Origin of the sequence: Halomicronema hongdechloris C2206 (assembly GCF_002075285.3) — a bacterium.
Lineage (GTDB): Bacteria > Cyanobacteriota > Cyanobacteriia > Phormidesmidales > Phormidesmidaceae > Halomicronema_B > Halomicronema_B hongdechloris.
Window position 1 is genome coordinate 4,348,751 of record NZ_CP021983.2, and the last position, 25,935, is coordinate 4,374,685.

Here is a 25,935-nt window from a genome sequence, read left to right on the forward strand (position 1 = left end):
GAGGGTCCTGGCACGTATTCAGGATGTGAACACCACCTATGAAAACGGTTTTGATTGTGGAAGACGACCTGATTAACGCTCGAGTATTCTCGAAGATTTTGACGAAGCGGGGGGGCTTGGCCGTCAAACATACTGAGGACGTCGACGAGGTGATGCAGATGGCTCAAAACCATGAGGTGGATGTCATCTTGATGGATGTTTCTCTGGCTCACAGCATGTACCAGGGCAAGCCGGTCGATGGCATCAAGATTACTCAGATGCTGAAAGCTGACCCGGTTACGGCCGATCTCCCCGTGATTCTAGTGACGGCCCATGCCATGGATGGCGATCGGGAGAATTTCTTGGCCCAAAGCGGTGCTGACGACTATATTTCTAAACCTGTGGTCGATCATCAAGCCTTTGTCAACCAAATTACAGCCATCATTGATGGGTAGGGCAGCCACTAAGGGTGGCCCCGGAGGTAGCCGCTAGAGTTGGGCGATCAGCGATCGCACCACGGGGGCCTGGAAGAATGACTCGGTGGCTGCTAGCAGTCGGGCCCCCCAGAGGTTCTCTTCCAGAAAGTCTAAATCGGCATAGCGACCATCTTGCTCTAGGGCTTCGATGCCTAGCTGGATGGCTTCCCGGCGCTCACCACTGGCATAGCGGCTGACGGCAATGGCCAATTTGGGCTCCGGTTCCTCGGGCACTTGCTCTAGGGTCGCCTGCCAGCGCTCCAGGGCGGCTTCCGTCTCGCCTTGTTCATAGAGCACCAGGCCAATGTTGTTGAGGGACGGCCAAAATTCTGAGTCCAATTCTAGGGAAGCTTCATACTGCTCGATGGCCTCTTTGTAGCGCCGGAGCTTGAAATAGGCATTGCCCAAATCGAAGTATGCGCCAGCATTATCGGCCTCGATACGTAGTCCAGCCTCCAGGTAGGACACCGATTGCAAGTACTGTTCCTGGCGGAAATGGGCCGTCCCCAAGGCAAACAATACCGCTGCGTCATTGGGAGCCAGATCATTGGCCTGCTCCAGGGCTGTAATGGCCGGCTCGACCTGATCAAGCTGCAGATAGAGACTGCCCAAGAGCGCCAAAATCGAGCTGTTATCAGGCACTAATTGGGCGGCCAACTGGGCTCGTCGTAGGGCCTGCTCATATTGTTGAAATTGAGCCAACTGCGCCGCTTCCTGGGCTAGCACCAGCCCCTGCTCTTCTAGCTGCTCGAAATCCAGGGGGAGCACATAGGGAACTAGGGCCTGGGCCATTGCGGCAGGCGGTGCCACCCACAGTCCCATCAGGGCCAACAGCGAAATCAGGGAGGTGCGCTTGATCACGGTGTTACTTCCGAACTCACGACGGTGAATGGCCTGAAGTTAGCTTAGACGATATTACGGTCAATTGTTGGCCCCAGTGCTAAGACATCCCCGCATAGAAATCAGGGATTTCCCAGGGCGGCTCGGGCATTGCGTCGCCACATCTCAGGCTTGATGCGGCGCAGGGCCGAGGCCGTGAACCGGCGGTTCCACTCGGCTTCCGATAGGGTAGCTAACTCGGCTAGGGAAGGGGCCACGTTTTCAGGATAAGGGCGAAATTCGACCGTGTCAGTTTCTTGGGCAAAGCGCTGGTTCCAGGGACAGACATCTTGGCAGATATCACACCCAGCCACCCAGTTGTGGAGATTCTTCTGAATCTCGGCCGGCAAGGTGTCGGCCCGATTTTCGATGGTGTGGTAGGCGATGCAGCGGTTGGCATCCACCACGAAGGGGTGAGGAATGGCGTTGGTAGGGCAGGCCTCTAGGCAGCGGGTGCAGCTGCCGCAGTGTTCGGTGTGGGGGCGATCGGCAGCCAGCTCTAAATCGCTGAGAATTTCCCCCAGAAACACCCAGGAGCCATAGTCGCGGGTGATGAGGTTGCCGTTTTTGGCAATCCAGCCCAGCCCCGCCTGCTGAGCCCAGAATTTATCTTGCACGGGGCCGGTGTCGACGTAGTAGCGCAGCTGACTGCTGGGGGCTTGCGATCGCATCCAGCCCACTAACGCCTTCAGCTTCTGGGTCATGACTCGGTGGTAGTCCCGGCCCCAGCCGTAGCGGGAGATCTTGCCGTAGGCGTCTCCTGGGGGCCGCTCATGATCGGTGTAATAGTTGAGGGCGACGCAGACGAGGGAGCGTACCTCCGGCATCACCTGATGAATATCCTGGCGCTTGGGATTGGCCATCCAGGCCATATCGGCCTGATAGCCCTGGGTCAACCAACGCTGTAGGGCGGTGCGCATCTGGGCGATGGCCTCGCCCTCAGCCTCAGGTGGCGGCACGGCGGCAATCCCCACCCGATGAAATCCCAAGGTTTTGGCCTGCTGTTTGATGGCCTCAGCGGTTAAGGCACTCATGGTCTTGCCAGTTGCGATGATCGAAGATCGGCCCCGGGGGCCATCGCAGCTTCCGTTGTTGGCATCATAACGTCTTGGCAGGACGGAGAGGGAAGAGGGAAGAGGGAAGAGGGAAGAGGGAAGAGTGTAGGGTGTTGGCGGAGCCTGCCCGCAGGGCTTAGGGGTGATGGGGTGATGGGAAAGCAAGAAAGTAGCGTGGGTCGTTTTACTTAAGCGAGGGAGGTTATGAGTGACCAGGGAAGGACCCACGGGGAAAGGCTGAAGGCAAAAGGCAGAAGTCAGAAAGGTCCATCGCGCCCTGCCGATACGACGCGATGCCAACCAATAAGCCTGGAGGGCATAGGGTGGGGGGTTGGGTATTGGCGAAGGGCAGAAAAGCAAAGACTTCTGCAGACTCTGTTCGACAGCAGAGACGGCTGGTTAAAGTAAGAGCAATCCCAAATACGCATCTCCATGGAGTCGGGCTGCAATGATGCTAACCCCTATGATCAGGCTGGGCAGTGTGTTCTGTAGTGCCGTGGTCTTAGCCATGGCTGCCCCATCCCTGAGGCGAAATCCCAAGCGCCTCCAGAGTCAGCCCCGCCGAGGCAACCGCTGAGGATGCTCCTGAGGCAGAGGCGGGGTCTTCCCCGATGCGGCCCTTTGAAGAGGTGATTGAGGGCTTTGAGCAACAGGCTGGCCTCTTTACCACCTATCACCAGCCCGACACTGGCGAAACCTATCTAGCCATTCAGCCGGAGCAACTCAACCGCGACTTTCTGCTGATTGCCACCCTCGAGTCTGGGGTGGGGAGGCAGGGTTATTTAGCGGCTGGCCCATCAATGACCTACTCATTCAATTTCACCGTGCCCCTGGCGACAAGGTGCAGCTAGTGGTGCCTAATCTCTACTTTCGCGATACGCCCCCGTCGCGATCGCAACCACTCCTGCAGCGCTCCTTCAGTGACTCGGTGCTCTATGCCCTGCCCATCGTCAGCATTGATCCCAGCACTGATGCCCTCCTGATCGATCTCGGCGATCTGCTGCTCAATCGGGATCCGGCCAATCTGATGGGAGCTTTTCCTTGGGTGCTGAGCAGCTACGCCCCTAACCCCGACACCTCTTATCTAGAGAGTATTCAGGCCTTCCCCGAGAACCTAGAACTCTCAACCCAACTAGGCTTCACTGGCGGTGGTGTCAGCAGCGATCCCTTCGCCGCCCTCTTTGCCTGGTCCCTGGCCAGCGTCCCCGATCCACGCGCCTTCAGCTTAACAGTGCGCTACAGCCTCTCCAAGCTGCCCCTCAACCCCCGCTACCAACCCCGCCGAGCCGATGAGCGGGTAGGCTACTTCCTGACCGCCTTCCGCACCCCCGCCCAAGCTCAGCGGTCCACCGCCTTCGTCCGCTATATCAACCGTTGGCACCTGGAAAAGCAAGACCCCCAGGCTGCCATTTCCCCCCCGAAAGAGCCCATCGTGTTCTGGATCGAGAACACGGTGCCACCGCAGTATCGCACCGCCATTCGTGAGGGCGTGCTGATGTGGAATCAAGCCTTCCAGCAGGCGGGGTTTCAAGGGGCGATTGAGGTGCGGCAAATGCCCGACGATGCCGACTGGGATCCGGCGGATGTGCGCTACAACGTGATTCGCTGGTCCGATTCCTTCAGCACTTGGGCCATTGGCCTGGGTCCCTCGCGAGTGAACCCTTACACCGGCGAAATCCTCGATGCCGACGTCATCCTCGACGCCAACGTCATCCGCCTACTGTATCAGCAATATCAGAGTCTCGTGGCTGCCACGGCTCCCCCTACCAGCCTCTATCTGCAGCTCTGCGGGCACCGCTTTCAACCCCTCTACCTGCAATGGCTGAGCATCCAGGCGGGGGCCGATCCCCGGCAGGTGCTACGGCCAACAGCAAAGGCCTGGGCCTGAGCAGGGCATCCTCGCACAAGGTTCCGACCACTGTGCTGGGTTTACGGCCGCCCAACAGGCTGCCTTTGGGGCCTTGGCCACTAGCCTATTGAGTGATCCCCTAGCCGATGACGACGCCCTAGACACCTATATTTATCAGTATCTCAGAGCCCTAACCGCCCATGAAGTAGGCCATGTACTGGGGCTGCGGCACAACTTTCTAGGCAGCACTCTGCTGGCTCCAGAGGAGTTAAATGATCGCGCCGCCACTCGCCAACGGGGCCTAGTCAGCTCCGTGATGGACTACTTTCCGCCCAATTTGGCTCCCCCTGACAGCGAGCAAGGAGACTACTTTCCGGTGACGGTGGGTCTCTATGACCAGTGGGCCATCGAGTATGGCTATCGCCCTTTCCCCCAAGCCTTACCCCACCAAGCCCAGCAGCAATTGCAACAGATTGCCCAGCGCAGCCCCGCCCCAGAGCTGGCCTATGCCGCCGATGAAGATATCTGGAATTTTATCGACCCCATGGCCAATGCCTGGGACCTCCAGCAGTGATCCCCGGCGCTATGCCCAGTGGCAACTGGACAACTCCCACCACATTTGGCAGCGGCTGAGTCGATTTTCCCTACGGCCAGGGAGGGCTATGGCGATTTGCGGCAGCGGTTTAACCTGGTTTTCTTCAATTACTTAAGCCAGTCTATGACCATTGCTAACTATATCGGGGGGCAGCGCTTCACCCGCCTAGATCCCTGGCCAAACCGATGGCCAACGCCCCTTTGAGCTCATCTCCCGAGACGAACAGCGGCAGGCGTTACAGACTTTGGACACCTATGTCTTTGATGCCGATGCCTTTCAGTTTTCGCCGGAGTTGCTGAATCAATTGGCTCCCGATCGCTGGAGCCACTGGGGTAGTCAGCTCACGGTCTACCCTCTCGACTACCCGATTTATAACCAGATTCTTTTTGTCCAGGGCCTGGTGTTGAGTGATGTCTTCTATGCCGATCGCTTGGCCCGACTACGGGATGCGGAGTTGAAGGCTGGGGGACAAGAGGTGCTGACCCTGGCCGAGCTGTTTGAGACCGTGCAGCAATCGGTGTGGTCAGAGGTGCTGCCAGACTCGCCGCAGCCTGCTGCTATCTCTAGTCTACGACGGGGGTTACAGCGTCATCATCTGGCCATTCTCTCGAATTTAGTGCTGCGCGGCTACGGCGGTATCGAGCAGGCCCAGAGCTTGATGGAATTTTTAGCGGCGGCAGGGACCATCGGTGCTCCTGACGATGCCCGGGTGCTGGCCCGACATCAATTGCGACAGCTACAGGCTGCTGTGGATAGCCGTTTGGGTCAAGACTCCCTAGAACTAACTACGCGGGCCCACCTGGAGGATGTTCGCGATCGCATCGCCAAGGTATTAGACGCTCCCTTGCAAGGCTATTAGGGGTGGGCCTCAAACCCTAGGGTTGTGCCGCGGCCAGCGTGGGCTAACGCCAGCTGGTGGTATTTCTGGGCGTGGGCAATCTGCTCCGCAACATCTGTCTCGGTCACGGCGCGGACTACTTTGCCGGGAATACCCAGCACTAAGGACTGGGGCGGCACATCTTTGGTCACCACGGCCCCAGCCCCAATGGTGCTGCCGGCGCCAATGCGCACGCCATTCAGGACAATGGCACCAATGCCAATCAGACAGCCCCGCTCGATGTGGGCGCTGTGAATCACAGCCCGATGGCCGACGGTGACATAGTCTGCCAAGACTGTGGGTTGGCCTGGATCACCATGAATGACGGCCCCATCTTGGACATTGCTATAGGCCCCCACAGCGATGCGTTCCACATCCCCCGCAATACCGCGGTATACCAGATGCTGGTGCCGGTGGCTAATTCTACCTGCCCTAACACCGTGGCATTGGCGGCGACAAAGGCGGCTTGGGAGCAGTCTGGCACGGACAGAGCCGCTGCTATCTCTGAGTTGGGAAACGATTCAAATGGTTGCGGATGACTCACACGGATAGGGTTAACAACGTCACAATGGAAGCGGGGCAACTGAGGCAGTGGAGCCCCACGGTTATAATACGGCTACCAGAGACCGTAGATTATCGTTACGAGGAGTTGTCTGGTTCGTACCCAATGGTCAACCCAGCCCTGCAGTATCCGATTTTTGGACCGGAAATTCAGTGTCCCCACTGTCGTCAGGAGATTCCCGCCCTGACGCTGACGGATACGTACCTCTGTCCTCGCCATGGGGCCTTTGAGGCGAATCCGGACAATAAGGAGTTAGTCCACTTGCAGTCAGGACGCCATTGGCGTCAGTGGGAGGGGGAATGGTATCGCCAGCATACCCATCCCGATGGCATTCGCTTTGAGATTCATGAGGCCCTCGATCGGCTCTACACCCAGGGTTACGGGCCACGCGGGTGATCATTGCTCGACGCTATCGGGAGTTGGTCAATGCCTATCTCGAGCGAAGTCCCCCCTGGCGAGGTCAGTTGGATACGATCACCCCACGCCTCTATGGTCTGCCGGTGGAGTTTAGTCCCACCCCAGAAGAGGAGCCCTGCTGGGCGGTGATCAACTTTGACCTGGAAAAGGAACCAGGGGTGCCGGTGCGGTATCCCTATTTTCGTCTGTTTTGAGTAGCTATGCACCATGCCTCTATTCGCACGGCGGATATCCATCGTGCGATCGCATTTTTACGAGCACCTAGGCTTTACCGTGCAGGAACGCTTTACCGCCGGCATTACCCTAGCCTGTTGGCTGGAAGGGCTGGGGGACGCATCGAACTCATGCAAGTGCCTCAGCCTCGTCCCGCTGCCGATGCCTTCGCCGATGAGCATTACACCGGTTACTATCATCTGTCCTTCGATCTCACTGACCGAGTCGCTAGCTTGAGCGAATGGCTGAGCCAACTGCAACACCAGTTTGACCAGGCCAGTCAGCCTCTGATAGTACTGCTATCACCCCAACAGCAGATGATTGGGGCCACTGTGTACGAAGTCATGTTTCTCGCCGACGCCGATGGCTTACCTTTAGAGTTTCTGCGGGAGATGGGGCATGGCTGAGACGGCGACGCCCTTCGCCGATAATTGGGCCTACCTAAAAACCGAATTGGCCTGGCTCGACCGGCTGTTACTGTTGGCTGTGTCCCGTCAGCAACAAGAGCATAAAGCCATCGAGCGGGTGGCTCGTTCCAGTGGTGATCGGGTGGGGCAACACTGGTGGAAAGGCATTCTCACCCTACCCCATACCAACCGCTACCACGAGTGTCCGACCCCTAAGCCCCCATACTCCACTCGCAAGTACGGCCAGCAGCTCCAGGCCCGCATCTGCGCCAGCCAGGCCCGAGGCATCTGCTTAGCCCTGCCCCACCTGCAAGCACAGCTCCAGCTCAGCAGCTTCGAGAAAAATGTCATCCTGATGGCCTTAGCCCCGGAAGTCAACCAACGGTTTGGTCGGCTCTACAGCTACCTACAAGCGCCGGAGCTGCCGACCACTCCCGAGTTACCAACCGTGGCTCTCTGTCTGCGCCTCCTCTGTCGCGATGACCAAGCCTGGCGCCAGGCCCGGCCCCAGTTAGCTCCCACCGCGCCTCTTTTTCAGACCGGCTGTCTGCAATGGTCAACCCAGAGCACCGAAGCCCTGCTGGGACGGCAGGTGAAGCTGGCAGATGACCTGGTCACCTACCTATTGGCAGACGCTCCCAATGTTTCTGGAGTGCCCTTCCTAACCAGGGCCATGGCCACCGCCACTGCGCCCCTACAAACGGCGTCAGGGGTAGATTGGTCCCAGCTGATATTGCCCCCAGCCACGCTCAAGCAGCTACAGACCCTAGCCCAGATAAGTCATCATGGTCCTGGCCAGATTGCCCTACTCATCGGCGAGACTGGCACTGGCAAGCTGATGACGGCGCGAGCCCTGGCCCAACACTGGGGGACATCGGTGACCTGGTTGGACTTAGCTGCCCAGCCTCAGGCTCCCCTGCCTGACTTAACTGAGGCAGTCCTACTGGTAAAATCAGCCCAGCATTGGTTGGGACGGCGGACCAGGGTGAGCGAGGCTGAGTTGCGGCAATGGTTGCAACGACGCCGCCAGCGGCCAGGGCTCACCCTACTAACCCTCCATCCCTGGCAGACCATACGACCACGCTGGCGCTCCCAGATAGATGCTGTCATCACCCTGCCCCGGCCAGATCAGAGGGCTCGTCATCGTCTCTGGCAACAGGCACTGCCCGCTGACAGTGCCGTCGAAGCAGACCTGGACTGGGCTCAAGTGGCTCGGGACCTGCCGTTGACCGGGGGCCAGATCCAGACCCTGGCCCGACAAGCCCTGGCCCTGGCCGGCTCGGCTCCCTTGACTCGCGACCATCTGCAACAGGCGCTGGCCCTACAACACCCAACCCTGACGCTAAAATCGTCTCGATGGTCTTGATGATGCAGTCGCTCCCTCAATAAGCACTATGGGCCTATACGGTGAGATTATTTTCCCGCGGCTGTTGGATTGGACCATGGCTGGTGAATTGTTTGCCACCTATCGCCGTCAGGTGTTGGCCCAGGCCCAGGGCAAGGTGTTGGAAATTGGCTTCGGCACCGGTCTGAATCTGGCCTATTACCCCGAGGCGGTCACCCATCTGACCGTGATCGAGCCGAATCGGGGGGCAGGTGCGATCGCACGCAAACGGCTAGCCCAGAGTCCTCTACCTGTAGACAGTCACCCCATCGGCGGTGAACACCTACCCATGGCCGATGCTAGTTTTGATACCGTTGTCAGTACCTGGACTCTCTGCTCCATTGCTGCCGTAGAACAGGCACTGCGGGAAGTGTATCGAGTCCTAAAACCTGAAGGTCGCTTTCTCTTCATTGAGCATGGCCAAAGTCCAGATCCTGGGGTGCGCCGCTGGCAGACCCGACTAACGCCAGTCCAGAAGATCATTGCCGATGGCTGTCATCTCAATCGACCCATTGGCAAATTAGTCGCAGAGGTTTTTCCACAGGTCAGCCTGCAAGAATTCTACGGAAACGGCTGGCCCCAGATCGCTGGCTACCTCTATCAGGGTCAGGCCACGAAGCCTGCTAGATAATAAGCGCTCAGAGGATATACCAACGCCTCGTACCAGTTCTCGCGGGTAATGCTAGCAATGGCTTGCCGAGGAGCGAGGGAATTGAAGGGGCAGAACGTGTTACTGCCATTTAGAGCATGGATCAGTATGAATATTAGCTACTCCCAACCCGTAACGTAGCCAGGGAGAGGCAACACGCTAGGGGGATTGCCCTAGCGTGCTAGGAATCCTGAAGATTAGGATGGAGAGCCCGATCGAGGACCTGGCGAGCCGCTTCTGCCCGGGATCGGGCCTCCCGATAGCGTAAATTTTGTTGAGCAAAACTCTTCAGTACCTTAAACCCGTCTTTGATACTGCCCAATTGCTCCTCGCTCATGGGCTCATCGGTAAAGAGCAAATCTACTAATTCCCTGGCTTCCATGGCCACTTTACGGGAATCCTGTAGCTTCATTTTCAGGTTGGCCAGATGACTGAGCGCTTGTACTGCCTCAACCACAGCGTCCTCCTGCTGCTTCAGGTTGGGAGTGGGATGGGGTTCCTTCACTTCAATCAGCTGGTGCGGGCCAAAGCCATCTGAGAGGGCTGTCGGCAGCTCACCAGCATCCATTAACTCAATGAGTTGATCCATAGCTCGTTCTCGAGCTTTTTGGGAATCCTTACCAGAGACAGACAGAATCACCTCTGGACTTTGGGCCAGCGTGTACTGAACCATGGCATCAGTAAATACGTACTAAATTAGTGTATCCCACAGAGCATCTGGCCAGGCCCTCTGTGGAGACCTCGAGAACAATGAATTTTTGTAAAGAGGGGCCTGTCTGTGTCTCTGGCGACCGACGACAGCTTTGGGATTTGAGATGGTCAATGACTGTGAGAGTTAAGGGTAGTAACGTGACGATTGCAAAACGGGTCGGATGGAGTTGTGTAACCGCAGGCATGATCTTGGCATCAGCCTTGCCAGCACTGGCAGCTAGGCTGGCCTTTATAGGTAAGGTCATGGTAGACGAGCAAGTTGATCGACCCTTGCCTGGTGTACGGGTGCACATCGAGTTCCACGGTCACGAAGTCGGGATTCATGAGTACACCACGACCCGCTCTACCCGAGTGACGACGGATGAAAACGGTAATTTTGCCGTTGCCCTGAAGATGTCGGAATATCGTTACCACTGGACCCATGCCACCGTCGAGATTCCGGCGACGGAGCAGAGCAAAGCCATGGTACGGGTAATTCCAGTGGAAAATGACGGTCAAGGCGGTTGCGTGGGCTTCAAGCAGATCGAAGTGCCTCCCCTGCAGCCGTAATCGGGGGCAAAGAATTAAACGGACCACGCTGTGAGCTCAATCTAGAGAAGAGCCAGTCATTCTATATCTAGAGAAGAGCTAATTATTCTATCAAATCCAACACAATCAGCTAAGAGGATATTTGGAAAGTACCCTGCAACCTTGCTCCAGACTGGATTCTGGCCAACAGAGCCATACGCTCTAAAACGCTTACCCTGCAGGGCTTTCAGCCGAGTTTTCAAATGTCCTCTAAAGGTGTGTCGCTGTGCCGTTATTACGTCAGTGCACTCGGACCGACACCTTAATAGCGGCACAGTGTTTGCCCATCACCAGGTATCAACTCTTCAAGGGGTGATGCGATTACGCGTCCCGCCGATTATGGGCATCGTGAGGCAACTCTCAGAGCAAGTGCGCCTGAAGATGAGTCATCACACCGATGGCCTCATCCTCTCTAAGTAACCTGAAGCCTCAACACGCCTAAACAGCCGTCTCTATGTCGACCATGGCGAGGGTTGGCCCATTGATTGCACAGGTCAACCAACGTTCATCAGTCAACCAACTGCACGTCTACCTGTGCCAGCTTGCCAACCAGATTGAGTAGCTTTTTCACCTTTTACAGAAAATAAGCCTTAGAAACTACATAAAAGGACTGATTCTATACAAAGATTTGATGAAACCCTAGGTAGACCTCTCATCTGCAAGAATCCACATGATAGAGTTTTTGAGTCATCTTGATTGGGTTGAGTCTCTTAAATCTTCACTAGTCTGCAACGGCTTTTTAAAGAATACATTTTTCTCGATTAGCCGAAATTTAAATGCTTCAAACTAGCTTGATATCGTTTTTCACCTAGTAATGGTATTTGTAAAGATTAATACTGACAGACCAGCTTGGAGTCGCGTCATGAAAACCGTTAATCATACATCAAAGGAAGTATCTCAATCTCATTCTAAAGGCATATCTTATGAAGATATGGAGCATGGAAAATATTCGGATGTAGCGCCTTATGACTTGTCACTGGTCATCCCTATTTACAATGAAATAGATAGCATTCCAAAATTGCTTCAACGCATCACGACAGTTTTCGAAAAAAGCCGATTAAGTTATGAAATCATCTGCGTTGACGATGGCTCAGTGGACGGCTCAGCCAGCTTTTTGATTGAGCAAGCAAAAGTACGCTCAGATTTACGCGTCATAGCCTTACGCCGAAACTATGGTCAGACTCCAGCAATGGCCGCTGGATTTGAACATGCTAGAGGGAGAGCAATCGTAACCTTAGATGGTGATTTACAAAATGACCCTGCCGACATACCGACTTTGCTATCAAAGTTGAGCGAAGGCTATGACCTGGTATCAGGTTGGCGAAAGAATCGCCAAGATGCAGCATTGACGCGGTTATTGCCCTCTAAGATCGCAAATTGGTTAATTGGGCGCATAACAGGAGTTAAATTGCATGATTATGGATGTTCTCTGAAAGTATATCGCTCAGAACTGATTGCTGACATAAGATTATATGGTGAAATGCATCGTTTCTTGCCAGCCATAGCCTTTACGGAAGGGGCTCGAATTGCCGAAGTACCAGTCCGCCATCATGCTCGCAAATTTGGTCACAGTAAGTATGGATTAGGACGAACACTGCGAGTTCTGGCAGATTTACTGACTGTCAGCTTCATGCAAACCTTCCTAACGAAACCAATGCACGCTTTTGGATTCGCCGGCCTTTTTTCAATCTTTTTGGGAGTTATTCTGGCAAGTTACTTAGCTTTCTTGAAAATATTTTTGGACCAAGGAATCGGCGATCGCCCTCTACTTTTATTAGCTGTGGTGCTATTTTTGGCAGGCATACAAATGTTCAGTTTCGGCCTACTAGCAGATTTACTGATGCGCACTTATCATGAATCTCAGAATAGGCCAGTTTATCGTATACGGCAGTTGGCAGGCTTTCGAAAGTAAAGTCTATGGTCAAACCTCCATTTCTATGCCAGGCCGACCATCTCGATGTACTTGATTCTGGTCGAGCGCCTCGATGCCAGCAGCAAGCGCCCCCATCGTCCACTCTGGCTCATGGCTATCGGCGAAGACCTGCCCCCGTTAGAGGTACTCTGGCAACTCTACTTGTGGCGCTTCTGTGTTGACCATTGGTATCGCTTCATCAAGCAGTGTCTCCATTGGCCGCATCTGGCCACCGCCGAACAAAGTGAGCGTTGGAGTCACCTGATGCCGCTGATGACTTGGCAACTCTGGTTGGCTTGCCAGCAGGGTGCTCAGCACTGTCTTCCTTGGCAGAAACTTATGACACAACCTGCCCCAGGACGAGTAGCCAATGGCTTCGCGGCGATTTTAGTCGCAGTTGGTACACCCGCCTCATCCCCCAAACCTAGAGGAAAATCTCCTGGTTGGCCAACGGGGCAGCAGCGCGCGCTAAGACCCCGCTTTCCCTCCGTCCGAAAGCGCTATTCCAAGCCCAAGAAAACAGCTCAGAATACTGCCTGACCCTTCATCTTCATCTCAGTTCGACTGCTGCCTCGTGGCTCAAGCGATTGGGCCAACTTAGCCATGCCTGTTACTGGTTTGTCTAAACTCCAGGTCAAGGGCACTGGCCAGCTAAAGGATGATGGCTAGAATGAGTAAGCAGCCACTGTTTTAGCCATGCCTTGTCCCCACTGCCAAAGCGAATCCGTTGTCAAAAACGGGACTCGTCGCCTTCAAGACAACCGTCCGCCAGTGCAACCGAAGTTCCAATGAGCGTACAGGCACACCTATGGCCCGCTTACGGACCCCCTCCAGCATGGTTCACTTCAGTCCTGAATATCGGGCAGCTCTGGATGTTTGCCGTCAGAGCGTATTAGAGCAAACCATTGTGGAGATTCCGCCGTTGAGCTCTCGAGTGATTCGCTTACGTACGTATCGCAATCAGTGTGAGGCCCGTCAACAGCCAGTACGTTCTCAGCATCCGTTGCAAGTGTCCACCGCCGGAGGCGCAACGGGAACCCAACTGGGGTCGCGTGCGGTCAGTTTGGCAAGTTATCTGAATAAGCACCTAGAGCTGCCTGTGCGCCAGACCTGCGACGTCCTCCATCAAACGGTGGGCCTAACGGTCAGTCCGGGGGGGATATACCAGGAAATAGCCCGTGCTGCGTTACTGTTTAGCCTAGATTCCAGGAAGCCTTTCTTGGCTACGGGTGCTCTTTGCTACTTTCAAAATATCCTCTCAGGTACTGGCGCATCGCTGCGCCTACCTCAACGGTATGATTGGCTTAAAAAGATGACATGCTCCCATATTATATTTCTTATTGTCGTCATTCATCTTCGTTGGATGAAATGGTGTCGTAGCCAGGTTCAAATAGGAACACATGAATGCCTTTAGTAAATTTTCGGTAGTTCCTTTTATAGAGTTTGTTAGAGGAAAAAATCTGTTCCAAGCTTTCAATAGAGGGTTGATCACGGCAATACCTGAAGCAAATTATCCAGAGACGCTTACTTGCAGAAATAATCTCATGAATAGTTGATGTATTATCAGAGCCTTCTAACTCTTTCTTAAGAGCTATGTGCTGCTGATCATTTGTTTTAGAATTCTCTAAATAGACACTGTTAATCAGGAAATGAAAGGGAATCGTTCTATCATGGTAGTGGGCTATGGCCGGCAGAACTTTCTCAACATTTGTATATAGTATAAAAGCATCGTTAGCTTGCTTATTTGTCTTAATGAACTGTATTGCTCCACGCCAATCCTCATGATTAGGCAGACTATAATAGTAGTATAAGCCTCCGCCCACGCCCAAAGTATAAATTACTACAATTACAGATGCAATGATAGCCTGGAAGTGCCAGACCCGAATAAAACTTGCTGCTAAAAGTATGAAAACATAAGGACAAACTAATAGAAGATATCGATCGAGCCAAATGGAACTCGATATGTAAGAAATAAACAAGATTGAGGCGGACGGTAAAACTGCCCATGCCGTAACCCAATTAAGATTTTGTGAACGATGCTTTAGCAATAAGGCAAATGGAAGTAAGAAAGTCGCTAAAATAGTACATATCTTATAAAAGTAATTTAATGGCTCAGAAAGTGCTGACGAATAAGGTGGATGAAAAAGGAATTCTTTTAGGATGATTAAGATCTCTTTTAGTCCTGGCTTCATTCTTGTAACTACGCCAGAGGAAGCCATAAAGTCTGGCCCACTTTTAGTTAGTAGTGTAAATGCCGCCGGAGCACAGATTAATCCTGTAATCACTAGTCCTTCAATAAAAGATAGAAGTTTGCGCCCCTGTTTATGAAACTGACACCAGATAATCGTAGCATCTGGCAATAGGAGTACCACATTCAACGGTGTAGTCAGTATTGCTAAAGCTCGCAGGATGGCCCATGAATAAAGAAAGAGCCGTTGCGGACATTGAAGAGCATATGTCAGTACAAGTGTCCCAAACAGATTCAAGAAAACACTTAAGGAGTAAAATCTTACCTCTTGGACATGATTAATAAACAGAGGCGAGAGAGCGAGAAGAAGCGCTGCTACTAAGCCAACAGATCTATTAACTAAGCGTTGACCAATCAAATAAGTTATGAGAATGCTACCTAGGCCGAAAGGGATGGATAATCCCCGCAGCCATACTTCGCTTTCACCAAATACCATCCAAACTTTTAGAAGTGCGTAGTAGAGTGGCTTCACATGATACAAAATTCGGGGTATCTCTAGGTTTATGTTTTGAGCATCATGTATGCTATAAAGTTCGTCTACCCATAAGCTTTCGGATCCTAGTTTGTAAAGATAGAGTGCGCAAGAAATTAGCAAAATAAATGTTAGGGGAAATAGTTCCTTTATTTCTTTCCTAATCATGACTTTGTACGTGGGTTTTTCTAAGATTTTCCTGATGATTTATAAAGTCTAGGAAGGGCAAGGAGTGCATCCCACTTTCGTAACCCTCATTCTAGGGCAAGCTACTAGGCACACATAAGTCCTGAAGCCCTTGCGGTTAGAGCGTCTCCCTCATCCCCCAACCCCTTCTCCCGCTCTGGGAGAAGGGGAGCCGGAAAGCCTTTTATGGCCTCCCCCTCGCCCATTTTTGGGAGAGGGGGACTGAGGGGGTGAGGGCAAACTTGCAAAACTGGGATGCTCCCAAGGGCAAGTACAATATGCCGTGTTTATTCTCATCTTAAGATAAAAGATTGGCAGCAATAGGAGATAAATCATTAAGACCTCTTGTTCTCTTGGTTAAAGTACTGCGATTCATTAACTAGTTTTGTTGATGCAATACTAGAAATCTATCCAGATAATTCTTCGGATCTTGATTTTTTTAACGAAATAGGGTGCCCGCAAGACTCTGGGGTTTGACTTAAACAAGCTGTCTGTTCTTGCCTTAACTCTCATTTTCTTGGAGAGAGAAACTGGTCCACTTGCTCGTTCTCTCTTCCTTCAGCAGAGGATTAGGGCAAGAAGCTTTTGGGCATTAGTCTAGATATTTTGTCAGTTGATCAGGTTCCTAAGTCTTAACTTGGTCAGAACTTTGCGATCTAAGTAAAAGCACGTAGATCTTTATGCTAGAACACTATAGTCTGAACTGACTTTACATACAGTTGCCATCAGCTGAACTTTACCGAAGCTTCAAGATTTGAAAACAATTATAAAGGTCAAGAAGTGAAGTCATGGCTTCATACAACCTTTTCCACCTCCCTTGATTTAGGTAAATGTCTCGAGTTCCTCGGGTGTCACTATTAGGTATATCTTATATTGGGACTGAATAAATCTACAAAGTTGACTCACTCAGCCATTCAGAGAGTGGTAATAATAGGTGTACTATTTCCCAAAAGGTAGAGGCCATTATACTTTAGAATAAATTAATTAAGCTGCTTCGTATATGAAATTTTCACTAAAACTAGTGTCGGTACTTGCATTATCTCGACTGTGCGCGGTACTTATTACGCATATCTACTATGTTCATCGGAAAATTTTTCTTTTTTAAGAAGCTGCATCATTAAATTGATTTATTTCCTTGCTCCTTATTGGATATAAAAGTCCGGACAATTTTCTGAAAGGGCACTGAACCCCTTGATGTCTCGTTCCCATCCACCTGGCAAAAGATAACTGAAACCCTCATTCTGTCGTTAGCTCTCAAAAACTGTCCGGAGTATTGTGGATACTAATCATGAATATTCTATTTTTGTCTCCTCAGCCCTTTTATCAAGACCGAGGCACGCCAATCGCTGTGCACATGGTTCTTCAGACTTTGTCCCATCGCGGTAATCGAGTTGATGTTGTAACTTACCCAGAGGGAAGGGAAATGGTTTACGAGCATGTAAGTATTCATCGTGCACCTAAGCTTCCCTTAATTAAGGGTATCCGTCCAGGATTCTCTTGGACAAAGATTATATACGACTTGTTTATGCTATTTCAAGCATTTAGTCTAGTGACTAAGCAAAAATATCATCTAATTCATGCTGTTGAAGAAGCAGTATTTATAGCTCTATTAATCAAAATTTTGTTCAAGATTCCTTATGTTTACGATATGGATTCTTCTCTTCCCCAGCAGTTGATCGAAAAATGTCCATATTTATCTATAGTTCTTCCTTTACTAAATTTTTTTGAAGGTCTTGCAGTAAAAAATGCAAAAGTGACAGTTCCTGTTTGTCTTACTCTAGCAAACAATGTTAGAGCAAAATACGGCTCCACAAAAATTGTGCTTCTACCTGATGTTACTCTCGTATAATTTTCAATCACTGTAAAGTCTGATAATGCTGATATATGCTAATTCCACATGCCTCTAATAATTTAAAGAAGCAGTTCTATATTAAAGGCTGCTTAGTAATGTATGTTGGGAATCTTGAAGCCTATCAAGGGATTGACTTATTGCTAGAGAGCTTTTCCCTTGTCCTTAAAGAGCTTGCTGAAGCAACTTTGGTCATCATTGGAGGTGATCCCAACCATATTCAGCGGTATCGTGGACAAGCCAAATATCTTGGTATCGAAGGCAGGGTTCATTGGTTAGGTTCAAAGCCCGTTGAAGCCCTGCCAAGCTACCTCTCGCAAGCTGACATCTTGGTTTCTCCAAGAGTCCAGGGAGTAAATACACCAATGAAGCTTTATTCATATCTTGGTTCAGGAAAAGCAACTCTAGTGACAGATCTTCCAACCCATACTCAGCTAGTTGATGAGACCGTTGCTATGATTGCTGTACCTGAACCAAAGGCCTTTTCTAAGGGTATGCTTTCTCTGATAAGGGATGCTAATCTTAGGAGTCGTTTGGGAATAGCTGGTCAAAAGCTAATCGAAGAGAACTTTTCCCGTCAGGCTTTTTGCGATCGCTTAAACTCACTATATGATTGGCTAGAGAATGAAATCGGATATGTTTCCTCTAGAACTCGTGAAAAATCTTCGATTTCAAATATCTAAAAAATATCTCAGAGATTGGCTATCATGAAGCGAGATTTATCAGAGCTTGTAGGAAAAACCTATGATCTCCTAGTGATCGGTGGAGGCATATATGGAGCTTGTGTAGCTTGGGAGGCTAGTCTGAGAGGATTGTCAGTTGTTTTAGTGGAAAAGGGAGATTTTTGTTCAGCAACTTCTGCAAATAGTCTCAAAATAATTCATGGAGGTTTGAGATATCTCCAGCATGGAGATTTTTCTAGGATGAGGCAGTCGATCAAAGAGCGGCAGGCCTTATTAAAAATTGCGCCTCACCTAATTCACCCTTTGCCAGTTTTGGTACCTACATATGGACATGGTCTAAAGGGAAGAGAAGCCTTAACCTTTGCACTTTTGGTTAATGACCTGGTGAGTTACGATCGAAATCATTGTCTTTCAGATCCTCAAAAACATATCCCATCAGGTCGCACACTGTCCAAAGATGACGTCCTAAAGCTAGTCCCAGGCATTTCTGATACTAACTTAACTGGGGGTATACTTTTTCATGATGCACAGGTTTATAATTCTGAACGCCTGACGCTAGCCTTTCTTCACTCTGCTACACAAATAGGGGCAAAGATCGCTAACTATGTTGAAGTGACTAGCTTCCTTCAGATAAGGAATCAGGTGAGCGGTGTTGTGGCAAAGGATCATTTAACAGGCTGCAAATTTGATATCCAGGCGAAAGCTGTTGTTAACACTAGCGGTCCATGGGTGAGTCAAATATCAAATTTGCTTCATAAGAAAACCTCGTCGCTTACTATACCACTTGCTAAGGCGGTAAACATAGTGACTCGTCCTTTATTCAAACACCCTTATGCAGTAGGCCTTTCGGGCCATGTAGCTCACCAAAAAACAGAACCAATAGAAAGTCAAGGTAGCCGCCTATTTTTCATAGCACCTTGGCGAGGGAAGTCGATGGTTGGTACGGCTTATTTCCCCTACGAAGATAGTCCAGATTCTCTTGCAGTAACCGAGCAAGAGGTTATGGAATTTATTGGGGATATCAATCGAGTCTATCCAGCTGCCAAGCTTCAGTTGGAAGATGTTTGCTTTGTTCATCGGGGATTACTCCCTTGCGCTAATGTTGATCCTAAGGCAGGGAACGTTAAGCTGACTAAGCGGTACCAACTCTATGACCACTGCCAAGATGGATTAGCCGGACTATTATCAGTAGTGGGAGTTAAGTACACGACAGCGAGGAATGTTGCTCATAAAGTGGTCGACTGGGTTATGCAAATATGTAGCCAGGAACCGAGTCAGTCCGCCTCTTCCCTGACACCTCTCCATGGAGGAGAAATTGAGAACTTTAATGAATTCTTACGAACTGCGCAAAAAGAATATGCTTCAATTTTATCGGGAAAAGCAATTCAAGATTTAGTTTATAACTATGGCTCTAGTTATTCAAAAGTCTTAGAATATCTTGATGATTCAGCAGCTGTAAGCAAGAGCATTGGAGACGAACTTCCTATTGATAGTTTTGCAGTTCTGAAGGCGGAGACACGATATGCTGTTAATGAGGAAATGGCCCAAAAACTCACTGACTTAATTTTGAGGCGTACATCTTTAGGTTCGGCTGAACGGCCCACCAATCAGGAAATGCAGATTTGTGCAGACGTTATGGGAAAGGAACTTGGATGGGGACTGAAAAAAGTTCAAGAGGAACTTCAAGCAGCAATAGACTTCTTTGATACTAATTTTTCTTCCTGCAAATCATCACTGTAATTCTAAGCTGAATAAAATAAATGCCTTCACCAATTGCTCATTCAGTTGCTGGATATGTTTTGTCAGTGATCAAGTCTAGAGAAATCAATCTACTTACTTGGAAAAAAATATGGCGAACAGATACATTTTATGTGGTCTTTATATCAAATGCACCTGACTTAGATTTCCTTATCCAGGCTTTCTCGAACGAGAAAATACATCGAGGGTTTACTCATAGTATCACAGCCGCTTTGGGAGTAAGTCTCTTTGCTGTTATTGCCAGCCATATTTTTCATAAGCTATCACACTTTAAATCCCTATTCTGGGTAACGTTGATGCTCTACAGTCTTCATTTATTTTTAGACTACTTCACGGCTGGTGGCCCGGGTATGCAATTGCTTTGGCCTTTCACCAATGAATTTTATCGCTCCTCAGTTTCCTTATTTCCTGGAGTACATCATTCCCGCGGAGTTTTAGACTGGAGCCATATCCAATTCGTTAGCTATGAATTGATATTCTCAGGATTACTGATATGGGGCTTAAAACATTGGAAATCTTATAGAAAAGATAGTAAAAAGTCATTAACTTGATTAGCTAGATATTCATATTTATAGTTGATTCTTAATATGAGGACTACTAAATAAATGTCTTCTGTTGCACTTATAGATGCACATGTCCACATTCATAACTGCTTTAAACTAAGACAGTTACTAGATTCTGCTCGGGAAAACTTTTGTCGAGCTCAGCCTTTGCACCCGGAAAACTGTTTAGGAGTCTTGATTATTACGGATATCGGTCCTCGAAGTTGGTTTCAAGAACTTAGTCAAAATCTCTTTACATGTGATGCCTCGACTTCTTGTAGGGTCGGCGAACAGTGGCTCATTACAAGAACTCAAGAGTCATATTCTCTAATGGCTCAACATTGTCAAGGTCAGAAAATGATTTTGCTCTTGGGACGTCAAATTGTAACTCAGGAAGGAGTTGAGATTTTAGCTCTGATAACTGAGAATGATTTTCCAGATCATTTACCTTTAGAAATAACTGTTCAATCTATTCTGTCTGCTCAGGCTTTGCCAGTATTGCCTTGGGGAGTAGGTAAATGGATCGGACCACGGGGCTCTTATATCCAGCGTTTTTTGGACACTCACTATGCATCTCATATCTTTTTGGGAGACAATAGTGGCCGACCGAGTTTCTGGCCTCGGCCGAGCCATTTCAAGCAAGCCGAACTAAAAGGTGTTCGTATATTGCCAGGCACAGATCCCTTGCCTTTAGAAAATGAGTATCGCCGACCCGGTAGTTTTGGATTTAAGCTTTTATGCTCTTTAGATCAGAACTCTCCAGGAGAAGATTTAAAACGGCTATTGCTGAATCCCTCTACGGTAATTCAGCCTTACGGCGACTTAGAGAATCCACTCCGATTTCTTCGAAACCAATGGATGCTTAGATTCAAATGACCTAAAAAACCCGCTTATTTAACCAATTTTAGTGTAAAATCCATATCTTAATAGTCTAAGTAGCCGGAGAATTTAAAATTTATGGCAAAGGTTTTAGTCACAGGTGGCAAGGGATTTCTAGGTAGCCACTTGGCAGCTAAGTTAGCAAAAACAGAGGATCAAGTTCGTATTTTTTCCCGTCAAAAAGGTACGAATAGTTCAATTTTAAGAGATTCTAATTATGAATTCTCTTGGGGTGATATTAGAGATTCAAGGGCTGTTGAAAATGCAGTTGAAGGGGTTGATTACATTATTCACACAGTCTCTAATTTTCGCAAAGGAGGCTCGGATAAAGATGACGCTTACTCTACAAATGTTGAAGGCACTGAGAACATACTGAGAGCAGCAGAAAAGCATAATGTTCAACACATAATTCACTGTAGCACGATTGGTGTGCATGGCACAGTTTTAGAAATCCCTGCAAATGAAGATACTCCATTCAATCCAACTGATCTCTATCAAGAAACAAAGTTGATTGCAGAAAAGAAGGTTTGGGAATTCTATCAGAAAACCAAATTACCGATCACCGTCATTCGCCCTATCTCTCTCTTTGGAGCGGGCGATATGCGGATGCTTAAGCTTTTTCGTCTGATTAAGCAGGGAAAATTTATTATCGTAGGAGATGGAGAGGTATTATTTCATCCCGCCTATATCGATGATGTAGTTCAGGGATTTCTCCTTTGCCTAGGTAATGAGAGAGCTTTTGGAGAAGCATTCATCATCGGAGGGGAAGGATATTTGACATTGAATGAACTATGTGGCCTGATTGCAGAAGAGTTGAAGGTTCGTCCTCCAAAACTTTATGTGCCGATGGTACCAGTGCTAGCTCTGGCAACTCTCTGCGAGAAAATTTGTGTGCCTTTGGGAATTGAGCCACCCTTGCATAGACGGCGAGTCAGCTTTTTTCAAAATAATCGAGCATTTTCCATCGATAAAGCGAAACAGATTTTAGGATATCAACCCCAATTCTCTCTGGAAGAAGGTATTCAGAAAACAATCCAATGGTATCAGGCACAAGGATGGCTATAGGTTAGATACTATGAGTAATATAGAAAATTTCTCGACTCATGAACCATTGACTATTCAAAAGAATGAAGAGATTCAAAAAACTGCACTTCAAGCAGCATTAATTGATTCTAAAAAGTCAGCCTTACAGAAATATCAAGACTTTGCCGTTGGGTCTTCTAAGTTATCAGCGTTACTGAAATATGAAATATTAACAGGGATATTTGGACCAATTCCTGGAGCACTCGGATTGGTCTTACGTAAACGGTTTTATAAATCTTTGTTTGGTAGTATTGGTCGAGGTGTGGTTTTTGGCAAGTCGATAACAATTCGCCATCCCCATAAGATTCACATTGGCGAAAACGTTATCATTGACGATTATGCTGTTTTGGATGCCAAAGGGACTGATAACCAAGGAATCACCATCGGTAATAATGTCATGATTGGTAGGAATTCAGTGATTAGCTGCAAGAATGGCGATATCACGATTGGTGATAACACTAATATTGCAATGAACTGCTTTATTCAATCTGCCAAAACTGTTCATATTGGCGCAAATGTCTTGATTGCACCATACTGCTATGTGATTGGTGGTGGAGATCATGAAACAGTTAGAACTGATATTCCAATCATCGCTCAGGGGCAGATTGTGAAGGGAATCATAATTGAAGATAACTGTTGGCTTGGCGCTGATGTAAAGGTCTTAGACGGGATCAAAATTGAACGAGATAGTATTATTGGGACGGGTGCTGTTGTCACTAAATCCCTTCCGGAATTTAATGTTGCTGTTGGTATACCTGCAAAGGTAATTAAAATTAGAAAAAACGGCTAATTTAGCTTTTGTTCTAAATAATTGTTCGAGGTTTTTTAGGTTACTTAATTAAGTCACTATCGTTTTAATCATGAAAGCAGTTTCTATACAAAATATTGAGCAGACAGATGATGTCATGGCCTCTAGATCTCTAGACCGACATATTCATGTGATGCATATTATTGACAAGCTAAGTGTTTCTGGATCAGGAGTTCATGGAGTTGGTAGAGCAATTGAGTGGTGGATTCCCCGATTTGATTCTAATGAATTTCGATTCAGTATTTGTAGTTTACGCACGCCTGAAGCTGCTGGAAAAGTTTTTGAGGAACAGGGAATACCTCCTTTTTTCCTTGGCAGAGGGAAGTTTGATGTGAGAACCGTTTTAGATCTAGTTAAGCTGATTAAAAGAGAGAGACCACATGTTCTCCACCTGCACGGTTATGGAGCTACAAATTTCGGACGAATTGCAAGTTTCTTGACAGGCACTCCTAATATTGTCCATGAGCACACAGTAATTGATAATCAACCGCTATATCAAACTATAGTTGACACATTTCTATCACCGCTGACGAGTAAGGCGATTGCTATTTCTCAACCTGTATACGAATTTATGATTCGTCACCGCAAAATAGATCCAGCGAAACTAGATGTATTCTTTTATGGCATCCCGCTTTCTGAATTTCAAGCACCTGAGCAAAGAGAAATTCAAGAAAAGAGGAGTAAATTAAATATTGACCCAGACGAACATGTTATCTGTAATGTTGGTCGCTTAGATACACAAAAGGGACAAATTTATTTGTTAAAAGCAGCAATCCTCGTTCTTAAAGAACTACCTAATACGCGATTCCTAATTGTTGGGGAGGGTCCAGATCGAGAGATGTTAGAGTCTTTCGCTAGGGAAAACGGTATTAGCGATCGTATCATTTTTACTGGATTGCGTAAAGACGTTCCTACATTACTTGCCTTATCTGATTTAGTTGCGATTCCATCTTTATGGGAAGGAGGTCCGTTAACTCTATTTGAAGCAATGAACCTTAGCAAACCAGTTATTGGCACTCCTGCTGGAATGATGGGTGAAGTTATCAGTAATGGTAAGACAGGTTTCCAAGTTCCGTTGCGGAGCGTAGATGAATTAGCTGAGAGAATAATTTATTTGCTCAAGAATCCAACTATAGCAAAGCGAATGGGTGGAAGGAGTTGGAAAGTTTGTCAAAATTATGATATCTCAGCATCAGTGAGACGTCTTAGTGAAATCTACAGAGAGCTCTTTAGAACTTGAGCAATTTAAGTAAGTGAACCAAATATTTACTTAGATAAATTTATTTCTAATATGTATGAAAAAGCTTCTCAACCGTCTAGATTTATCATATCTATATGCTTTTATTGGAGAGGCAACTCTAGGCTTAACATTTGTTTTTTACATTCTATTAGCAAGGATATTAGGTCCTGATCAATACGGAGTTTTCGCAGCAGCTACAGCATTGGCTGGCATCTTATCGTTTTTCATTCAATTTGGTTTGCCAGCTTTGTTGACGCGAGAAGTTGCAGCTCATCCTGATAGAGGACCTAAAGAAACATCAACATTTCTAGTTTTAGAAGGTTTGCTTTCTATCCCTGTTCTGTTACTACTACCCTTTTTAGCTGGCATATTCAAATTTGATAGCAATGGGCTTGTCGTGTGTTACATTGTTGTGCTAGCCGAGGTATGCCGTAGTGCTAAGCAAACATTAAGGGGAGTGATTCGCGGATTGGGGCAGTTTCGGACGGAAACAACTTCTGTAGCACTTGAGCGTTTTTTATCAGTTGCATTCGCAAGCCTTACATTATTTTGGACTGAGAATTTAATTTGGGTTGTCGGCATTTTTACGATAATACGAATCCTGGATATTATAGGATTAATTTTCTACTTATGTCGAAAAACAAAAATCTGGTCTAGGCTCAGCTTGAAGAGTTTATGGCATTCATTACGAATTTCTTATCCATTTGCTCTTTCAAGTGTTTTGTGGATTCTTTATTACCAAATCGACATATTGATGTTGAAAGGATTAGCACAAACTAGTGATGTTGGTTTTTATAATGCTGCTTATCGAATTATCGAAGTTTTTGGTTCAGTCCCTCGTGTAGTTTTTCTCGTTTCATTTACTCGCATGGCTAGGTGTCATGAAAATCATCCAGAAAAACTATCAACTGAACTCTATAAAACAGCTTACCTGCTTCTGTTGTCGACGTTGCCACTACTTATTGTTTCTGGCTTTGGCCAACAAATTATCATAAATACTCTCTATGGTAAAGACTACTATCTTGCAGGTGCCTCATTAGCAATCTTATTGCCAAGCTTGGGGATCAAAATGTTCGGAACTTTAGTTGAATACTTTTTACAAGCAACTCAACGAGAACACCTTCTTCCTATGCTATTGGGAGTCACTGTTGTCTTAAATACTACTTTAAATGCTGTTCTTATACCTTACTTAGGAGCAGTTGGTGCTGCTTTAGCAACTCTATCTAGTGAAATTGTATTAGCTATCTTTGGACTTTGGATAATGGCTCGAGTCGGATTTGCTCAAGTAGGTCGAACGCTTCAAATTATTTCATTATTTAGTTTATTAGCGGCGGCCACTCCCTCTTTTCTTTTGAATGGTCTTAATCCTTTGATATGTTTGGGGATACTCTTAATGAGTATTGGCATAATTGTCTCATTTTCTGCAAAAAACTTTTGTAGAAGTTTATCATAACTCTAGATACTTTGATCAAACATGAATCTAATATTTCTAAATCATAATTTCATTCAATAAAAGTAACAAGGTAACTTCAACCTTTAATATATGTCGAAAAATGTTTGCATTGTATCTATATATTCTTTAATCTTTCATAAACAAATTTTCTGAGGAGAGAAACTGAATGTTCTCATAACCTTATTAAAATACTCTAACTTTT

Annotated in this window: 25 protein-coding genes and 4 pseudogenes; 24 read left to right on the forward strand and 5 right to left on the reverse strand. The window is 48.0% G+C overall.

All coding sequences use genetic code 11. The features are described from left to right. Nucleotides 1-38: 38 nt before the first annotated feature. Complete coding sequence (locus XM38_RS19700) at nucleotides 39-434, forward strand: response regulator (RefSeq protein WP_088430798.1); 396 nt, start codon at nucleotides 39-41, stop codon at nucleotides 432-434. Between the two features lie 33 nt (nucleotides 435-467). Here XM38_RS19700 and XM38_RS19705 read toward each other — a convergent pair whose 3' ends face one another. Together XM38_RS19705 and queG are read right to left on the reverse strand one after the other, a co-directional pair. After that, nucleotides 468-1,316, reverse strand: a complete 849-nt coding sequence (locus XM38_RS19705) for a tetratricopeptide repeat protein (protein WP_080810124.1) — start codon at nucleotides 1,314-1,316, stop codon at nucleotides 468-470. Nucleotides 1,317-1,417: 101 nt separating this feature from the next. Continuing rightward, nucleotides 1,418-2,368, reverse strand: coding sequence for a tRNA epoxyqueuosine(34) reductase QueG (gene queG, locus XM38_RS19710; RefSeq protein ID WP_088430800.1), 951 nt, complete (start codon nucleotides 2,366-2,368; stop codon nucleotides 1,418-1,420). Nucleotides 2,369-2,837: 469 nt separating this feature from the next. On the opposite strand from queG, the gene XM38_RS27960 reads away from it, so the two are divergent. From XM38_RS27960 to XM38_RS19735, 6 genes are all read left to right on the forward strand, one after another. Continuing rightward, the gene (locus XM38_RS27960; RefSeq protein ID WP_256995690.1) at nucleotides 2,838-2,966 is read left to right on the forward strand and encodes a hypothetical protein; all 129 of its coding nucleotides are present in this window, start codon (nucleotides 2,838-2,840) and stop codon (nucleotides 2,964-2,966) included. 34 nt (nucleotides 2,967-3,000) lie between these two features. Continuing rightward, nucleotides 3,001-3,240 carry a DUF5118 domain-containing protein gene (locus XM38_RS19715; RefSeq protein WP_088430802.1) on the forward strand — a complete coding sequence of 80 codons (240 nt, stop codon included), beginning with the start codon at nucleotides 3,001-3,003 and terminating at the stop codon, nucleotides 3,238-3,240. Nucleotides 3,241-3,242: 2 nt separating this feature from the next. Next, nucleotides 3,243-4,277 (forward strand): DUF5117 domain-containing protein, encoded by a 1,035-nt coding sequence (locus tag XM38_RS19720; protein WP_256995691.1) that lies wholly within the window; start codon nucleotides 3,243-3,245, stop codon nucleotides 4,275-4,277. A gap of 73 nt (nucleotides 4,278-4,350) precedes the next feature. Next, the gene (locus tag XM38_RS19725; RefSeq protein WP_187329480.1) at nucleotides 4,351-4,812 is read left to right on the forward strand and encodes a zinc-dependent metalloprotease; all 462 of its coding nucleotides are present in this window, start codon (nucleotides 4,351-4,353) and stop codon (nucleotides 4,810-4,812) included. An 18-nt stretch (nucleotides 4,813-4,830) separates the two neighbouring features. Further along, nucleotides 4,831-5,037, forward strand: coding sequence for a hypothetical protein (locus XM38_RS19730; RefSeq protein ID WP_137455184.1), 207 nt, complete (start codon nucleotides 4,831-4,833; stop codon nucleotides 5,035-5,037). A 4-nt stretch (nucleotides 5,038-5,041) separates the two neighbouring features. Then, complete coding sequence (locus XM38_RS19735; RefSeq protein ID WP_256995796.1) at nucleotides 5,042-5,692, forward strand: zinc-dependent metalloprotease; 651 nt, start codon at nucleotides 5,042-5,044, stop codon at nucleotides 5,690-5,692. On the opposite strand, the pseudogene XM38_RS19740 reads toward XM38_RS19735, so the two are convergent. Then, nucleotides 5,689-6,212, reverse strand: a pseudogene (locus tag XM38_RS19740) (gamma carbonic anhydrase family protein). The gene XM38_RS19735 and the pseudogene XM38_RS19740 overlap by 4 nt on opposite strands. Before the next feature lie 165 nt (nucleotides 6,213-6,377). Between XM38_RS19740 and XM38_RS19745 the strand changes: the two are divergent. The 4 genes and pseudogenes from XM38_RS19745 (at nucleotide 6,378) to XM38_RS19760 (ending at nucleotide 9,324) form a co-directional block, all read left to right on the forward strand. Continuing rightward, nucleotides 6,378-6,883, forward strand: a pseudogene (locus XM38_RS19745) (TIGR02652 family protein). 6 nt (nucleotides 6,884-6,889) lie between these two features. Beyond that, nucleotides 6,890-7,309 (forward strand): annotated as a pseudogene (locus tag XM38_RS19750) (VOC family protein). Beyond that, a complete protein-coding gene (locus XM38_RS19755; protein ID WP_088430808.1) occupies nucleotides 7,302-8,675 on the forward strand; it encodes an ATP-binding protein in 1,374 nt (457 codons plus the stop codon). The pseudogene XM38_RS19750 and the gene XM38_RS19755 overlap by 8 nt, the downstream one beginning before the upstream one ends. 28 nt (nucleotides 8,676-8,703) lie before the next feature. Next, on the forward strand, nucleotides 8,704-9,324 hold the full coding sequence (locus XM38_RS19760) for a class I SAM-dependent methyltransferase (protein WP_088430810.1): 621 nt from the start codon (nucleotides 8,704-8,706) through the stop codon (nucleotides 9,322-9,324). A 199-nt stretch (nucleotides 9,325-9,523) separates the two neighbouring features. Here the strand turns inward: XM38_RS19760 and XM38_RS19765 are convergent, their stop codons facing one another. Beyond that, nucleotides 9,524-10,015, reverse strand: coding sequence for a hypothetical protein (locus tag XM38_RS19765; protein ID WP_080810148.1), 492 nt, complete (start codon nucleotides 10,013-10,015; stop codon nucleotides 9,524-9,526). A gap of 281 nt (nucleotides 10,016-10,296) precedes the next feature. On the opposite strand from XM38_RS19765, the gene XM38_RS19770 reads away from it, so the two are divergent. The 4 genes and pseudogenes from XM38_RS19770 to XM38_RS29150 all read left to right on the forward strand — a co-directional run. Then, the gene (locus XM38_RS19770) at nucleotides 10,297-10,602 is read left to right on the forward strand and encodes a hypothetical protein (protein WP_137455185.1); all 306 of its coding nucleotides are present in this window, start codon (nucleotides 10,297-10,299) and stop codon (nucleotides 10,600-10,602) included. Nucleotides 10,603-11,551: 949 nt separating this feature from the next. Continuing rightward, entirely contained in the window at nucleotides 11,552-12,532 is a 981-nt protein-coding gene (locus XM38_RS19775) for a glycosyltransferase family 2 protein (RefSeq protein WP_080810153.1), read from the forward strand. Nucleotides 12,533-12,577: 45 nt separating this feature from the next. Beyond that, nucleotides 12,578-13,072 (forward strand): hypothetical protein, encoded by a 495-nt coding sequence (locus XM38_RS19780; protein WP_080810155.1) that lies wholly within the window; start codon nucleotides 12,578-12,580, stop codon nucleotides 13,070-13,072. A gap of 156 nt (nucleotides 13,073-13,228) precedes the next feature. After that, a pseudogene (locus XM38_RS29150) lies at nucleotides 13,229-13,394 on the forward strand (transposase-like zinc-binding domain-containing protein); the annotation flags it as partial. 484 nt (nucleotides 13,395-13,878) lie between these two features. On the opposite strand, the gene XM38_RS19785 reads toward XM38_RS29150, so the two are convergent. Next, nucleotides 13,879-15,420 carry a glycosyltransferase family 39 protein gene (locus tag XM38_RS19785; protein WP_080810157.1) on the reverse strand — a complete coding sequence of 514 codons (1,542 nt, stop codon included), beginning with the start codon at nucleotides 15,418-15,420 and terminating at the stop codon, nucleotides 13,879-13,881. Between the two features lie 1,306 nt (nucleotides 15,421-16,726). Here XM38_RS19785 and XM38_RS19790 point away from each other — a divergent pair. From XM38_RS19790 to XM38_RS19830, 9 genes are all read left to right on the forward strand, one after another. Then, nucleotides 16,727-17,287 carry a glycosyltransferase gene (locus XM38_RS19790; RefSeq protein WP_080810160.1) on the forward strand — a complete coding sequence of 187 codons (561 nt, stop codon included), beginning with the start codon at nucleotides 16,727-16,729 and terminating at the stop codon, nucleotides 17,285-17,287. A gap of 35 nt (nucleotides 17,288-17,322) precedes the next feature. Further along, entirely contained in the window at nucleotides 17,323-17,970 is a 648-nt protein-coding gene (locus XM38_RS19795; RefSeq protein ID WP_080810162.1) for a glycosyltransferase family 4 protein, read from the forward strand. 24 nt (nucleotides 17,971-17,994) lie between these two features. Further along, nucleotides 17,995-19,710, forward strand: coding sequence for a glycerol-3-phosphate dehydrogenase/oxidase (locus XM38_RS19800; protein WP_080810165.1), 1,716 nt, complete (start codon nucleotides 17,995-17,997; stop codon nucleotides 19,708-19,710). A gap of 20 nt (nucleotides 19,711-19,730) precedes the next feature. Further along, a complete protein-coding gene (locus XM38_RS19805) occupies nucleotides 19,731-20,279 on the forward strand; it encodes a metal-dependent hydrolase (protein WP_080810168.1) in 549 nt (182 codons plus the stop codon). A 54-nt stretch (nucleotides 20,280-20,333) separates the two neighbouring features. After that, nucleotides 20,334-21,146: a hypothetical protein gene (locus XM38_RS19810; protein ID WP_088430812.1), complete on the forward strand. Its 813-nt coding sequence runs from the start codon at nucleotides 20,334-20,336 to the stop codon at nucleotides 21,144-21,146. Nucleotides 21,147-21,227: 81 nt separating this feature from the next. After that, on the forward strand, nucleotides 21,228-22,214 hold the full coding sequence (locus tag XM38_RS19815; protein ID WP_080810170.1) for an NAD-dependent epimerase/dehydratase family protein: 987 nt from the start codon (nucleotides 21,228-21,230) through the stop codon (nucleotides 22,212-22,214). A gap of 10 nt (nucleotides 22,215-22,224) precedes the next feature. Continuing rightward, entirely contained in the window at nucleotides 22,225-23,022 is a 798-nt protein-coding gene (locus XM38_RS19820) for an acyltransferase (RefSeq protein ID WP_080810172.1), read from the forward strand. A gap of 70 nt (nucleotides 23,023-23,092) precedes the next feature. Next, nucleotides 23,093-24,280: a glycosyltransferase family 4 protein gene (locus XM38_RS19825; protein ID WP_225889367.1), complete on the forward strand. Its 1,188-nt coding sequence runs from the start codon at nucleotides 23,093-23,095 to the stop codon at nucleotides 24,278-24,280. A gap of 55 nt (nucleotides 24,281-24,335) precedes the next feature. Then, nucleotides 24,336-25,733, forward strand: coding sequence for a flippase (locus tag XM38_RS19830; protein ID WP_080810174.1), 1,398 nt, complete (start codon nucleotides 24,336-24,338; stop codon nucleotides 25,731-25,733). Nucleotides 25,734-25,935 lie beyond the last annotated feature (202 nt).

Bases quoted from the DNA above. Each gene is read 5' to 3' on its own strand.
- XM38_RS19700 (WP_088430798.1), top strand. From the start codon at position 39: ATGAAAACGGTTTTGATTGTGGAAGACGACCTGATTAACGCTCGAGTA.
- queG (WP_088430800.1), bottom strand. From the start codon at position 2,368: ATGAGTGCCTTAACCGCTGAGGCCATCAAACAGCAGGCCAAAACCTTG.
- XM38_RS27960 (WP_256995690.1), top strand. From the start codon at position 2,838: ATGATGCTAACCCCTATGATCAGGCTGGGCAGTGTGTTCTGTAGTGCC.
- XM38_RS19715 (WP_088430802.1), top strand. From the start codon at position 3,001: ATGCGGCCCTTTGAAGAGGTGATTGAGGGCTTTGAGCAACAGGCTGGC.
- XM38_RS19755 (WP_088430808.1), top strand. From the start codon at position 7,302: ATGGCTGAGACGGCGACGCCCTTCGCCGATAATTGGGCCTACCTAAAA.
- XM38_RS19760 (WP_088430810.1), top strand. From the start codon at position 8,704: ATGGGCCTATACGGTGAGATTATTTTCCCGCGGCTGTTGGATTGGACC.
- XM38_RS19765 (WP_080810148.1), bottom strand. From the start codon at position 10,015: ATGGTTCAGTACACGCTGGCCCAAAGTCCAGAGGTGATTCTGTCTGTC.
- XM38_RS19770 (WP_137455185.1), top strand. From the start codon at position 10,297: ATGGTAGACGAGCAAGTTGATCGACCCTTGCCTGGTGTACGGGTGCAC.
- XM38_RS19775 (WP_080810153.1), top strand. From the start codon at position 11,552: ATGGAGCATGGAAAATATTCGGATGTAGCGCCTTATGACTTGTCACTG.
- XM38_RS19780 (WP_080810155.1), top strand. From the start codon at position 12,578: ATGTACTTGATTCTGGTCGAGCGCCTCGATGCCAGCAGCAAGCGCCCC.
- XM38_RS19785 (WP_080810157.1), bottom strand. From the start codon at position 15,420: ATGATTAGGAAAGAAATAAAGGAACTATTTCCCCTAACATTTATTTTG.
- XM38_RS19790 (WP_080810160.1), top strand. From the start codon at position 16,727: ATGAATATTCTATTTTTGTCTCCTCAGCCCTTTTATCAAGACCGAGGC.
- XM38_RS19795 (WP_080810162.1), top strand. From the start codon at position 17,323: ATGCTAATTCCACATGCCTCTAATAATTTAAAGAAGCAGTTCTATATT.
- XM38_RS19800 (WP_080810165.1), top strand. From the start codon at position 17,995: ATGAAGCGAGATTTATCAGAGCTTGTAGGAAAAACCTATGATCTCCTA.
- XM38_RS19805 (WP_080810168.1), top strand. From the start codon at position 19,731: ATGCCTTCACCAATTGCTCATTCAGTTGCTGGATATGTTTTGTCAGTG.
- XM38_RS19810 (WP_088430812.1), top strand. From the start codon at position 20,334: ATGTCTTCTGTTGCACTTATAGATGCACATGTCCACATTCATAACTGC.
- XM38_RS19815 (WP_080810170.1), top strand. From the start codon at position 21,228: ATGGCAAAGGTTTTAGTCACAGGTGGCAAGGGATTTCTAGGTAGCCAC.
- XM38_RS19820 (WP_080810172.1), top strand. From the start codon at position 22,225: ATGAGTAATATAGAAAATTTCTCGACTCATGAACCATTGACTATTCAA.
- XM38_RS19825 (WP_225889367.1), top strand. From the start codon at position 23,093: ATGAAAGCAGTTTCTATACAAAATATTGAGCAGACAGATGATGTCATG.
- XM38_RS19830 (WP_080810174.1), top strand. From the start codon at position 24,336: ATGAAAAAGCTTCTCAACCGTCTAGATTTATCATATCTATATGCTTTT.